The organism is Roseovarius sp. EL26, assembly GCF_900327775.1.
Lineage (GTDB): Bacteria > Pseudomonadota > Alphaproteobacteria > Rhodobacterales > Rhodobacteraceae > Roseovarius.
In genome coordinates, this window is the sequence record NZ_OUMZ01000007.1 from 109,039 (window position 1) to 121,258 (window position 12,220).

The 12,220-nt window shown below is 55.7% G+C and carries 10 protein-coding genes and 1 pseudogene; 4 read left to right on the forward strand and 7 right to left on the reverse strand.

Annotated features, from left to right (window positions below):
- Positions 1-115: 115 nt before the first annotated feature.
- The gene (locus D9A02_RS08330; RefSeq protein ID WP_120500545.1) at positions 116-3,691 is read left to right on the forward strand and encodes a hydantoinase B/oxoprolinase family protein; all 3,576 of its coding nucleotides are present in this window, start codon (positions 116-118) and stop codon (positions 3,689-3,691) included.
- Between the two features lie 32 nt (positions 3,692-3,723).
- On the opposite strand, the pseudogene D9A02_RS19510 reads toward D9A02_RS08330, so the two are convergent.
- A pseudogene (locus D9A02_RS19510) lies at positions 3,724-3,819 on the reverse strand (winged helix-turn-helix transcriptional regulator); the annotation flags it as partial.
- A 142-nt stretch (positions 3,820-3,961) separates the two neighbouring features.
- Here D9A02_RS19510 and D9A02_RS08340 point away from each other — a divergent pair.
- The gene (locus D9A02_RS08340) at positions 3,962-4,396 is read left to right on the forward strand and encodes a universal stress protein (protein WP_120500546.1); all 435 of its coding nucleotides are present in this window, start codon (positions 3,962-3,964) and stop codon (positions 4,394-4,396) included.
- A gap of 76 nt (positions 4,397-4,472) precedes the next feature.
- Entirely contained in the window at positions 4,473-5,975 is a 1,503-nt protein-coding gene (locus tag D9A02_RS08345; RefSeq protein ID WP_254054683.1) for a sodium:alanine symporter family protein, read from the forward strand.
- A 106-nt stretch (positions 5,976-6,081) separates the two neighbouring features.
- On the opposite strand, the gene D9A02_RS08350 is transcribed toward D9A02_RS08345, so the two are convergent.
- The 6 genes from D9A02_RS08350 to D9A02_RS08375 form a co-directional block, all read right to left on the reverse strand.
- Positions 6,082-6,813: a VPLPA-CTERM sorting domain-containing protein gene (locus D9A02_RS08350; RefSeq protein ID WP_120500548.1), complete on the reverse strand. Its 732-nt coding sequence runs from the start codon at positions 6,811-6,813 to the stop codon at positions 6,082-6,084.
- A gap of 197 nt (positions 6,814-7,010) precedes the next feature.
- On the reverse strand, positions 7,011-7,625 hold the full coding sequence (locus D9A02_RS08355; protein ID WP_120502445.1) for a hypothetical protein: 615 nt from the start codon (positions 7,623-7,625) through the stop codon (positions 7,011-7,013).
- A gap of 31 nt (positions 7,626-7,656) precedes the next feature.
- Entirely contained in the window at positions 7,657-7,791 is a 135-nt protein-coding gene (locus tag D9A02_RS08360; RefSeq protein WP_120500549.1) for an aa3-type cytochrome c oxidase subunit IV, read from the reverse strand.
- A gap of 92 nt (positions 7,792-7,883) precedes the next feature.
- Positions 7,884-8,333: a DUF6173 family protein gene (locus D9A02_RS08365; protein ID WP_120500550.1), complete on the reverse strand. Its 450-nt coding sequence runs from the start codon at positions 8,331-8,333 to the stop codon at positions 7,884-7,886.
- Positions 8,334-8,335: 2 nt separating this feature from the next.
- Entirely contained in the window at positions 8,336-9,361 is a 1,026-nt protein-coding gene (locus tag D9A02_RS08370; RefSeq protein WP_120500551.1) for an MBL fold metallo-hydrolase, read from the reverse strand.
- Positions 9,362-9,377: 16 nt separating this feature from the next.
- Positions 9,378-11,096 (reverse strand): acyl-CoA dehydrogenase, encoded by a 1,719-nt coding sequence (locus tag D9A02_RS08375; protein WP_120502446.1) that lies wholly within the window; start codon positions 11,094-11,096, stop codon positions 9,378-9,380.
- Positions 11,097-11,229: 133 nt separating this feature from the next.
- Between D9A02_RS08375 and D9A02_RS08380 the strand changes: the two genes are divergently transcribed.
- A complete protein-coding gene (locus tag D9A02_RS08380) occupies positions 11,230-12,177 on the forward strand; it encodes an L-threonylcarbamoyladenylate synthase (RefSeq protein ID WP_120500552.1) in 948 nt (315 codons plus the stop codon).
- The last annotated feature ends 43 nt before the right edge of the window (positions 12,178-12,220 follow it).

Below are 12,220 nucleotides of genomic sequence, written 5' to 3' on the forward strand. Positions count from 1 at the left end.
GCAGAAACCCTAGCGAAATTCAATGCCGATTTGGGCGTCACTAGCGTTGACATTTCAGCGCATGCACCCAAACGTGGGCCGGTCACACATACAGCATTTCACGGAGGACGGGGTAATGAGCGGCGCTTGGGAATTTTGGGTCGACCGGGGTGGAACCTTTACCGATATCGTGGCGCTTGATCCCGAGGGTGGCGTGCATACGCATAAGCTGTTGTCCGAAAACCCTGAACGTTATCGCGATGCGGCAGTGCAGGGCATCCGGGATTTGATGCAAGAAGACGGTGATTTTGCTGATGGCTCCATCCGCGCCGTGAAGATGGGCACTACCGTGGCGACCAATGCGCTGTTGGAGCGTAAGGGTGAAAGGGTGACGCTGCTGATCACCAAGGGATTTCGCGATCTGTTGTTGATTGGCTATCAAACCCGCCCACGCCTGTTTGATCTGGAGATTAAGCGGCCTGATTTGCTTTATGAAGATGTGGCCGAGTTGGATGAACGTCTGGATGCAGACGGTGCCGTGGTGCAGCCGCTGGATGAAGATGCTGCGCGGGCGGTGCTGCAAGCCGCCTACGACAAGGGCATACGCGCCGTGGCGATTGCTGGGCTGCATGCCTATCTGAACCCCGCGCATGAGGAACGGGTGGCTGAGATTGCCGCCGAGATTGGATTCACCCAGATTACTGCCAGCCATCAGGTCTCACGTCTGGCCAAGCTTGTCGGGCGCGGTGATACAACCGTGGTTGATGCCTATCTGTCGCCAATTCTGCGGCGGTACGTTGATCAGGTGGCTGGGGCGCTGGATGTAGGTCGCGCCTGCGAGGCATTGCTGTTTATGCAGTCCAATGGCGGGCTGACCGATGCGGGGCTGTTTCAGGGCAAAGATGCAATTTTGTCCGGCCCTGCCGGGGGTATCGTCGGCATGGTGAAAACCGGAGAGGTCGCAGGCCATGACCGGTTGATTGGCTTTGATATGGGTGGCACATCGACCGATGTGAGCCACTATGCAGGCGAGTTTGAACGCAGCTTTGAGACCGAAGTGGCAGGTGTGCGTATGCGTGCGCCGATGATGGATATTCATACGGTGGCCGCCGGGGGCGGGTCGATCTGCACCTTCCGCGACGGGCGCTTTCAGGTGGGGCCGGAAAGTGCTGGGGCCGATCCGGGGCCAGCGTGCTATCGCCGTGGCGGGCCGCTGACGGTGACCGATTGCAACGTGATGCTGGGCAAGCTGAACCCGTCACATTTTCCGCATGTGTTCGGGCCTGAAGGCAATGAGCCATTGGATGAGGATGTGGTGCGTGAGAAGTTTGAAGCGCTTGCGGCACAGGTGGCGAAAGAGACTGGTGAAGCGGCACGATCACCCGAGGATATGGCCGAAGGTTTTTTACGGATTGCCGTGGATAATATGGCCAATGCGATCAAGAAGATCAGTGTTCAGCGTGGCCATGATGTGACCGGCTATACACTGCAATGCTTTGGCGGTGCCGGTGGGCAGCATGCTTGTTTGGTGGCGGATGCCTTGGCGATGCGCAAGGTGTTGATCCACCCGCACGCCGGGGTGTTGAGTGCTTACGGCATGGGGCTAGCTGAGATTCGCGCCTTGCGTGAAGTACAGATGGATGTGCCGTTAGAGGATGTGGCGCAGGCTGAGGTTGCTTTGGTCAAGATCGCAGAGGCGGCAAAAAAAGAAGTGGCGGATCAGGGTGTGGCGGAAATCCGAATCGAGCGGCGGGCGCATCTGCGCTATGACGGCTCGCATCAGGCGTTGGAAGTGCCGTTTGGGGCAGTTGCAGCGATGCAGGCTGATTTCGAGGCGGTGCATCAGCAACGTTTCGGGTTCCATTCGCCAGAGCGGGCGATCTTGTTCGAGATGCTGAGTGTCGAAGCTATTGGCCAGACAGGCCAAGCGCCGCAGCCTGCATTGCCTCACGGCGATGGCGCTGCAACTGCGCAGATCCCGATGCATGTCGAGGGTGGCGCGCAAGATGTGCCGCTTTATGAACGAGATAATCTGAACCCGTCGATGACGGTTCAAGGCCCTGCGGTGATCACAGAATCCACCGGCACCAATGTGATTGAACCCGGTTGGGCCGCCTCAGTTGATCAGATGGGCAACTTGATTTTGGAGCGGGTCACGGCGAAGGCGCGGGAACTGGCCGCAGGGACGCAGGCCGATCCGGTCCTGTTGGAGGTGTTCAACAACCTCTTTATGTCGGTTGCGGATCAGATGGGGGTGACGCTGGCCAATACCTCTTGGTCGGTGAACATCAAGGAACGGTTTGATTTCTCCTGCGCGATTTTCGATGCGGCGGGCGATCTGGTGGCCAATGCCCCGCACGTGCCTGTGCATTTGGGGTCAATGTCCGACAGTGTGCGGACGGTGATGCGGCTGAATCCGGATGTACAGCCAGGCGATGCCTATATGCTCAATTCGCCCTACAACGGTGGCACGCACCTGCCGGATGTGACGGTGATTACGCCAGTGTTTGTCGAGGGTAAGCCAGAATTCTGGCTGGGGTCACGCGGGCATCACGCCGATATTGGTGGGCGCACGCCGGGCAGTGCGCCGCCCGATAGCACACATATCGAAGAAGAAGGCGTGTTGATCGACAACGTCAAGCTGGTGGATCAGGGCACGTTGCTGGAGGTCGAGGCCGAGGCGGTGCTGGCGTCCTGCAAATACCCTTGCCGGAACATCGCGCAAAACATGGCGGACCTGAAAGCGCAGGTTGCGGCAAATGAGACCGGGCGACAGGAATTGCTGAAGGTGGTCGATAACTTCAGCCTTGATGTGGTGCGTGCCTATATGAGCCACGTGCAGGATAATGCCGAGGAATCTGTACGCCGGGTGATCGACCGGATGAAGGAAGGCGAATACACCTATCACATGGACCACGGTGCGGTGATTGAGGTGAAGGTCAGTGTGGACCGCGACGCCCGCGAGGCGGTGATTGATTTCACCGGCACAAGTGGGCAGCACACGGGCAATTATAATGCGCCCAAATCGATTTGCGGCGCTGTGGTGCTGTATGTGTTCCGCACAATGGTGGGGGCGGATATTCCGTTGAACGAAGGGTGTTTGAAGCCGCTTAAGATTATTATTCCTGAAGGATCGATGCTGAACCCGGTTTATCCGGCGGCGGTGATTTCGGGCAATACCGAGGTATCACAGGCGACTTGTAACGCGCTTTATGGTGCGCTGGGCGTGATTGCTGGATCGCAGGCGACGATGAACAACTTTGTCTGGGGTAACGATGAGTTCCAGAACTACGAGACCATTGCAGGCGGCACCGGGGCCGGGCCGGGTTTCAACGGCTGTGACGCGGTGCAAAGCCATATGACCAACACTCGGATGACCGATCCTGAAGTGTTGGAAAAACGGTTTCCCGTGCGGTTAGAGGATTTTGGCGTGCGCGATGGATCGGGTGGTGCCGGTGAATGGCGCGGCGGTCATGGTGTGGTGCGGCGCATGCGGTTCCTGTCTCCGGTGACAGTCACAACACTGAGCAATCACCGGATCATCCCACCCTTTGGTGTGGATGGTGGCGGGGCTGGTGTGGTTGGCCGCAACTGGGCCGAGCTGCCGGATGGCGAGATCAGGGAAATGGCGGGCAATGATGAGATCGACCTGCCTTCTGGTAGTGTGTTCGGTATGGAAACACCCGGCGGGGGTGGCTGGGGGGCAACATGAGTCCCTGAAATGCGATGGCTCTCCAGAACGTCTGGCATGGACAGCCCAATCATTTCCGACAAACGTGCCATCGAGATTTTGTCATCTTTTTGAAGAATGGAAAGTATGTGGGGATCAACTATATCCACAGGAAATTTTCTCAAAATGATAAATTCGTAATGCCATTTCCGAATAATTTATCAACTTCAAGGAAGTTACGAAAAGTTTCTCATTCATGATATGTTACTAAGGGCTGTGTCGAAAAGATACATACACTTATAGGGGATAATTATGTCTGATAAATTTGTCGTTGGATATGACGGCAGCGACTCTGCTAAACGCGCGTTGGATTTCGCGGTTCAGCGGGCTAAAACGCAGGGTGGATCTGTTGTGGTAGCCCATGTTTTGGAATGGTCACCGTATTCGTTTTTGACACCAACAGAGCTGGAAGAGCGACACAAGCGTCGCCAGCAAGAGATCAGCCGCGCCAAAAAAGCAGTGATGGATCCGATCACAGCTGAGCTTTCGGATAAAGGTGTCACGGTTGAAACAGAGATCCGCTATGGCAAGATCGCCGAGGTTCTGTGCGCAATCGCTAAAGATGCAAACGCCAACCAACTGGTCGTTGGCCGTGATGGCGTTGACGGGTTGAGCTCGCGGGTCTTTGGATCTGTGGCGGGCACATTGGCTCAGACGTCGCCAGTGCCGTGCACAATCGTACCTTAATCAAAAATAATACAGGATAGGGACAATGATTAAGAATATTCAAAAGGCATGTCTTGGCGCCGCGATAACGAGCGCAATGACAGTGCCTGCATTTGCCCAAGAAACGGGTGGAATTGATGAGAAGGTCAACGAGATCTTTGCCAATTCAACCGGCTGGTTTGTCAGCTTTATCTTCAGCCCATTTCCGGGGACATCATTCCCGTGGATCGTGGCTTGGTTGGTGATCGCGGCGACAGTGTTCACATTGTATTTTGCGTTCATCCAGTTCCGTGCAGTTGGGCACGCAATATCGTTGGTCAAAGGTGACTACTCTGATCCCAACGATGCGGGCGAGGTCAGCCACTTTCAGGCGCTTGCAACCGCGCTGTCTGGCACCGTTGGCCTTGGAAACATTGCCGGGGTGGCCGTGGCTGTCGGAATCGGTGGGCCGGGTGCCACATTCTGGATGATCATGGCGGGCCTGATGGGCATGGCGTCAAAGTTCACTGAATGTACGCTGGGCGTGAAATACCGCAACGAATACGAAGACGGCACCGTTTCCGGTGGCCCGATGTATTACCTGACCAAAGGCTTTGCCGAACGCGGAATTCCGGGCGGTAGGATCCTTGCGGTCATGTTCTCGATCTTTTGTATCCTGGGGGCCTTTGGTGGTGGCAACATGTTCCAAGCCAATCAGGCGCATGCGCAGATCACCAACGTTGTTGGAAACTACCCTGGTTGGATCACCGGTGTGATCTTTGCCGGTATCGTCTTTGCCGTGATTGTCGGCGGATTGAAATCTATCGCCAGCGTGACAGAAAAGGTCGTGCCATTTATGGGTGTCCTGTACGTTTTGGCCGCACTTGTGATCTTGCTGATGAATATCGACAAGATCGGTTGGGCCTTTGGTCAGATCCTTGACGGGGCCTTTACTGGTGCGGGCGTTGCCGGCGGTATGGTTGGGGCGTTGATCCAGGGCTTCAAGCGGGCGGCGTTCTCGAACGAGGCGGGCGTTGGTTCGGCCGCGATCGCGCACTCCGCTGTGCGGACAAAAGAGCCGATCACTGAGGGCTTTGTCTCCCTGCTGGAGCCGTTCATCGATACGGTTGTAATCTGTACCATGACGGCGCTGGTGATCATCATCACCGGTCAGCTGGTTCAGGATCCAACCACCGGTCTTTATCTGCTGGACGAAGGTGCCAGCACTATTCAGACCGTTGATGGCAACAAAGGTGTTGCGCTGACCTCGGCGGCGTTCTCGTCAGCCTTTGGGTGGTTCAAATATGTTCTGGCGCTTGCTGTGATCTTGTTTGCCTTCTCAACCATGATCAGTTGGTCTTACTACGGCCTCAAGGCTTGGACCTATCTGTTTGGCGAAGGGCAGGGCAAAGAGCTAACCTTTAAGGTCATCTTCTGTATCTTCGTTGTCATCGGTGCGGCAGCCAACCTTGGCCCAGTCATCGACTTCTCTGATGCGGCGATCTTCGCCATGGCGGTTGTGAACGTTCTTGGCCTCTACTTCCTGATGCCAATCGTCAAACGGGAGCTGCACAGCTACATGTCGCGCCTGCAGTCGGGTGAGATCAAGAAGTTCAAATAAGAGCCAACACTCTGAAAAACGTAAGGGCCGGTATATGAGCATCGGCCAAAACAAAAGCGGGCAACTGATGTTGCCCGCATGACGCTATTTTTTGTATGCGATAGTTTTAGGCTATTTTACGACGGCGGCGAGAGATCGCTGCAATCCCGCCGACACCAGCCAGCAATAGTGGCAAAGATGCGGGAACCGGAACCGGGGCGGTGGTGCTAACACGTTCCACCATAAAGCTCATTGTGTAATCAATGCCGTCGACGCACGTCGGATGCAAAAAGCCATCACTTCCGGGTAAATTTTTTATTGCACAAGTTCCGCCGTTGTCGCGAAGCGTGCTGAGATAAATGCCAGGCCCCACATCCAGCGTGGGTGCATTGAAGGTTGCGACTTCATCACCCCAAGGGCCATTCAGCAGGCTATCAATGGTGAAAATTTCGGGTGTGACTGAACTTTCCTCGACATGCCAGCTCGGGGCGCCATCGGCACCTTGCAATCGCGTGCTTTGATAGGGGTTATCGATGGGGCTCAGGTTGATGCCCCAAAGGATGCTAGCTCCGATGAGCCGGAAGCCGTCTGCGATTTCAATGTTAAATACGTCAGCGGTGTCATGCGGGGCTTCGATAGAACCGTGGAAGAGGTTGGTTCCTTCGATCAATTGAAAAAGGGCGACATCCTCCAGCCCGCCGATTGTATCATAATCACCTGCAGGCAGCCCATCTTCAGCAAGAACGGTATCTTCGTCGAAGTCCCCGGAATATGATACATTGACTGTTGCGGCCCATGCGGATGTTGATGCGAAAAGAGCAGCGATTAACGTGCCAGTTGCAATAGGATTAAACTTCATACTATCCCCAATTCGTTTAAATATGCTTTGAACAAGTGCTTCTGAATGAAATATACAATAACATCAGTCGCAAAGCCAAAAAAATCTTTGGGAATTTTGGCTTTTTTGTGTCAGCGCTTACCGTTTGGCATGTTTTTAGAGAATATAGCGACAATGTAAGCGAAATGAGCATACACGTTTAGAGCGGTGGCGATGAATTATTGCTGCGCTTTATAGCGTGCAGGGTCCCATGCTTCGAGCACCTTGCTATTATCGTCGCTGTCGTATTCAAACAGTTCTTTTTGTCGAACGCCTGGAATGGTTCCGAATTCTTCGGCCAGTTGTTTGGGATACCATGTTGGCGACACTTGGCCAGGAAGCACCTGCGCCAGCACACGTGATGTGCCGTGGGCGCATTGGGCTTTGGCCACAGCCCCGTAATTCATAACGATATTGATCGCCTTTTCCGCCTGCTGCGGGGTGACAATTAGTTCCTGCACGACAACGTGAAAGCTCTGGCGTGCGTGATAGCGGGTGTAGACATCGGCCACCACAGGCGTTGCGCCAAAGATTACATCGTTTCGCTCTGGGATGGTTTCGTGTTTGAACGATCCGGCGGGGTCAAAAATGATCCGTTGTGACCCATTGATCATCAACGATGTGTGCGCGCCTTTGCCGGTGCGGTTGTTGATCATGGTGTACAGGGTCAGCTTGGGCGGGCCCTCGTGGCGATAGATCGATTTGGCCACCACATCGTCGGGGGCCCAGATCGATTCGCCAACACAGCCGGTTAGCATCACAAACGCGCAAAGCGCAAAAGTTACACCACGCATGATGCCCCCTGAAACAGATTGAATGCTGTGATCAGCCGCCGACAATCGCCAGCAAGATCAGGAACAAGATGATCCCAACACAGGAATAGGTCGTAGCTTTTACAAAGCCGTTAAACGCGTTTTCCTGAACTTCGATGTTCATTTCACCATGTTTATGTTCGGACATGTCGGATCCATTTCTTGAGTGAAGACAATTTCAGATTTTCGGCTGGATACTGTATTTCAGGCGGTCTGTCACCACCCAAGCTGATCTTAGCGTCAGGCTTTTTCCAGATCCTGTGCCAGACGGAAGCCAATCCTGTTTGGCTCGGCCTGTTCTACCTGCTTGGGCAAGGCGCGCAGCATGACGCTGAGTTGGCTGACGTGTTGAACAAGCTGGGTTTTTGCGCCCGATGGATCGCTGCCATAAAAGGTAATCACATCGGGGTCAAAATAGCCCATGCCCTCGATCCGCAGAACGCCAGCATCTCCGCCAGTAAAGCCCATCGCGACCTCGTGCTCGTTATCCAGTGTTTTCTCAAAGTTCTGGATGTACATGATCAGCCGTTCATAGGCCCATTGTGCCGGGCTTTTTTGCTCAACGGGTTTTTTAACCACATTTTCTGGTTGCTCTGGCGGGCAGCGTTCCGGATCGGCATGTACTTCATGGCAGCGCGGCATTGCCGCGGCTTCTGCCAGTTCGGCGGAGGTCTCAATTTTCTCGTTCATGTTCAATCCTTCATCTGCCAGACCCAGGCCCCGTCGGCGCGGGCGATACGGGTTACCTCTCCAGCCTGATGCAGATGGTTAAGATGTGCAACCGCTTCGACCAAAGCATGCCCATATGTGCCGCTGTCGACCTTGCGTTTGAAGAGTGGGGTGAAGCAGTCGGAGGCGATGCGCGGTTCGCTAAGATGTTGGCGCAGGCGTTTTAGCGCGCCGTGGTGATTTTCGCTTAGTTGCTCCATGCGGTGAGGCAAACCGGTGAAAGGCAGCTTGTGCCCGGACAGCACCAGATGATCTTTGCGCGCGAGCTTGGCCAGGCGCTCACAGCTTTCGAGCCAATCCGAGAGCGGGTCGGCCTCGGGTTCGGTTGGGTAGACGCCGATGTTGGGGCTGATGGATGAGATGATCTGATCGCCTGCGATGACCAGATTGTCATCCCGGCTCCAAAGTGTCAGGTGTTCGGGCGCGTGGCCATTGCCGGTGTGAACATCCCACGTCCGGCCTCCAGCGGAAAACGTATCGCCCTGTTTGATGCGGGTATATCCCACTGGGATCGGGGCGCAAACATCGCTGAAATTGAATGGGCGGTCGTTTATGCGAGCTTCGATGATGGCAGGGTCCATGCCAGCGCGGGTCCAGAAGGTGACGGCTTGCGCGGTTGGTCGCTCTTCGATGTCCAGCAGCAACATGCGCGCCATGAGCCATGAGGTGCGGCTCATTATCAGTTCGGCTCCGAACCGCTCCATCAGCCAGCCTGCCATGCCGATATGATCAGGGTGATGGTGGGTCAGGATCACCCGGCTTACGGGTTTCCCCTGTAGTGGGCCGCTCAAAATCTGTTCCCACAGGGCGATAGTTTTGCGGGTGCGCACGCCGGTGTCAACGATGCTCCAGCTGTCACCCTCGTCAATTGCATAGACGTTGACATGATCCAGTGCCATCGGCAGGGGTAAGCGCAGCCAGAGAACCCCATCAGCAACAGTAACGCTTTCTCCGTGAGCGGGCGGAGTGTCCCATGGGGTTTTGAGCATCTTTTATCCGGACCTGTTACATTGCCAATTCGTCGGTGGACAACGCATAAAGATCATCGGCCCCGGCTAGCGCATGTATGAGCAAGCCGGCATGTTCAGGCAAGAGGCGGGTGATAAAGAATTTCGCCAACTTGCTGCGCGGCCCCTCGCCACCTTCGGCGATTGCGGCTTGCAGATGTACATAGCCACCCAACACCCGGGCAAAGGCTTGCAGGAAGGGTACGGCACCTGCAAAGCGCTGGTTCAGCTCGGACTGGGTGACCATTTGATCTACAGCTTCGCGCAAGGTTTCACAGGCCTCCCAGACTGGTTCAGCAAGTTCAGGTAACCTGGCACGAGCGGCCTCAGCGAAGTCCTCGATTTCGTCCAACAATGCGTTGGCAGCCTCTCCATCATCCATCAATTTACGGGCGACCAGATCCATCGCCTGAATGCCGTTGGTGCCCTCGTAAATTGCAGTGACGCGGGCATCGCGGTAATATTGCGCCGCGCCGGTTTCCTCGATGAAGCCCATGCCTCCGTGCACCTGTACACCCATTTCCGAGACGCTCATCCCGATGTTTGTGCCGTAGGCTTTGGCAATTGGTGTCAGGAAGGCTGCGCGAGCAGCCCAGTCGCCAGATCCTGTGGCGTGTTCCATGTCGATGGCGACGGCGCAAGACAGAGCTATGGCGCGAGCAGCAAACACCTCGGCTTTCATGGTTGTCAACATGCGGCGCACATCGGCATGATCCGCAATGGTGCCGGTGCCGCTCTCAACTGGGGTTTTGCCTTGCTTACGCTCCAATGCGTAACTTAGGGCGTGTTGATAGGCGCCTTCGGCTGCGCCAATCCCTTGGCCCCCAACACCCAGTCGGGCGTTGTTCATCATCGTGAACATGGCGCGCATGCCACCGTGAGGTTCACCGACCAGCCAACCGGTTGCGCCGTCATATTGCATTACTGCAGTTGGCGAGCCATGCAGGCCCATTTTGTGCTCAAGGCTGACCACATTCAGGCTATTGGCCGTTCCGGGTACGCCGTTTTCATCGGGGATGAATTTGGGCACCATAAACAGGCTGATGCCCTTGGTGCCGGGGCCGCCATCGGGCAGTCGAGCCAACACGAGGTGACAGACGTTTTCAGTAAAGTCGTTGTCGGCCCAGCTGATGAAGATCTTTTGCCCGGTGATGGCATAGGTGCCATCGCCATTGTCGACGGCCTTGGTTTGCAGCGCGCCAACGTCCGAGCCGGCCTGCGCCTCGGTCAGGTTCATCGTGCCGCACCATTCGCCGCTGATTAGCTTAGGTAGGTAGAGCGCCTTGATCTCGTTACTGGCATGTTTTTCCAACGCTTCTATCTGGCCCTGCGACATCAGTGGGTTGAGCTGCAACGACAGGCAGGCGCCGCTCATCATCTCATTGACGGCGGTGGTGATGGCCAGTGGCAAACCCATGCCGCCCGATTCTGGGCAGGCGCTGATTGAAATCCATCCACCCTCGGCGATGGCCTTGTATCCGTCAGCAAATCCTGGGCTTGTGCGGACTATGCCGTTTTCCAGATGTGCGGGATGTAGATCGCCATTGCGCTGCAATGGAGCAAGTACGTTTTCGCACATCTTCCCAGCCTCAGAAAGAACCGCGGTGATCAGATCCGGGCTGGCCTCAGAAAATGTCTCGGTCTCGGATACCTGCTTCAAGCCGACAACATGATCAAACAGGAACTGATAGTCCTCAAGCGGGGCGCGGTATGGCATTGTGCTCTCCAGCAATTCACAGCGTGCATATGACTTGGCAACCAGCATGACGGCCTATATGCAATCTTAACCTTGCCTTAGACTAATCCAGCCTAGGCCATCATCAACCGAAACGCGGCGTCAGAAATTCAAAATGAAGCTAGAGACCGAAATATTGCAAGCCGATCATGGCGGTTACGGACGGGCGTGTGCCATTCTAGTAAGTGGTGGATTGGTCTCATTGCCAACAGAAACGGTCTATGGATTGGGTGGCGATGCACGCAATGATCGTGCCGTAGCCCGTATTTTTGAGGCTAAGGGTCGTCCGCAGTTCAATCCGCTGATCGTGCATGTGCCCTCGGCTGAGGTGGCTAAGACCTATGTCGAATGGTCGCATGAGGCGGAAGTCCTTGCCTCGGCCTTCTGGCCCGGAGCGATGACATTGGTGCTGCCGATTCGGAGCGATGCGGGTATTTCACCTTTAGTATCGGCGGGTTTATCGACATTGGCGATTCGGGTGCCGGCACATCCAGTGGCGCAGGAGTTGCTGGAGCAGTTCGGCGGCCCGGTTGCGGCACCTTCGGCCAACCCTTCGGGGCGGATCAGCCCAACAACTGCGGCGCATGTTCTGGCGGGGCTGAACGGTCGGATTGAGGCGGTGCTGGACGGTGGGGCCTGTGATGTGGGGTTGGAATCAACAATCATCGGGTTGGCGGATGATGCCATTTTGCTACGCCCTGGTGGGGTGCCTGCTGAAGTGATCGAAGCGGCACTGCAGATGAAATTGCGCCATCATGCTGAGGGCGCACAATTGAGTGCCCCGGGGCAGATGACATCGCATTATGCGCCCGGTGCAGCGGTGCGGTTGAATGCTGAAGTGCGAATGACCGGTGAATTGATGATCGGGTTTGGCGATGTTGATTGCGATCTGAACCTGTCCGCGGCAAGTGATCTGACTGAGGCCGCCGCAAATCTGTTTCACCACTTGCATGCATTGGATGCCAAAGGTGCGACAGGCATCGCCGTGTCGCCCATCCCGGAGGTCGGTTTGGGTCTGGCGATTAATGACCGGTTGCGCCGGGCGGCGGCGCCTCGGGATTGATGATCATGTAGGGTGGGTTTTCAGCCCACCACCCTGGTCACAA

What these genes read in the sequence shown, in the direction of transcription:
- D9A02_RS08330 (WP_120500545.1), top strand. Translation starts at nt 116, where the DNA reads ATGAGCGGCGCTTGGGAATTTTGGGTCGACCGGGGTGGAACCTTTACC.
- D9A02_RS08340 (WP_120500546.1), top strand. Translation starts at nt 3,962, where the DNA reads ATGTCTGATAAATTTGTCGTTGGATATGACGGCAGCGACTCTGCTAAA.
- D9A02_RS08345 (WP_254054683.1), top strand. Translation starts at nt 4,473, where the DNA reads ATGACAGTGCCTGCATTTGCCCAAGAAACGGGTGGAATTGATGAGAAG.
- D9A02_RS08350 (WP_120500548.1), bottom strand. Translation starts at nt 6,813, where the DNA reads ATGAAGTTTAATCCTATTGCAACTGGCACGTTAATCGCTGCTCTTTTC.
- D9A02_RS08355 (WP_120502445.1), bottom strand. Translation starts at nt 7,625, where the DNA reads ATGCGTGGTGTAACTTTTGCGCTTTGCGCGTTTGTGATGCTAACCGGC.
- D9A02_RS08360 (WP_120500549.1), bottom strand. Translation starts at nt 7,791, where the DNA reads ATGTCCGAACATAAACATGGTGAAATGAACATCGAAGTTCAGGAAAAC.
- D9A02_RS08365 (WP_120500550.1), bottom strand. Translation starts at nt 8,333, where the DNA reads ATGAACGAGAAAATTGAGACCTCCGCCGAACTGGCAGAAGCCGCGGCA.
- D9A02_RS08370 (WP_120500551.1), bottom strand. Translation starts at nt 9,361, where the DNA reads ATGCTCAAAACCCCATGGGACACTCCGCCCGCTCACGGAGAAAGCGTT.
- D9A02_RS08375 (WP_120502446.1), bottom strand. Translation starts at nt 11,096, where the DNA reads ATGCCATACCGCGCCCCGCTTGAGGACTATCAGTTCCTGTTTGATCAT.
- D9A02_RS08380 (WP_120500552.1), top strand. Translation starts at nt 11,230, where the DNA reads ATGAAGCTAGAGACCGAAATATTGCAAGCCGATCATGGCGGTTACGGA.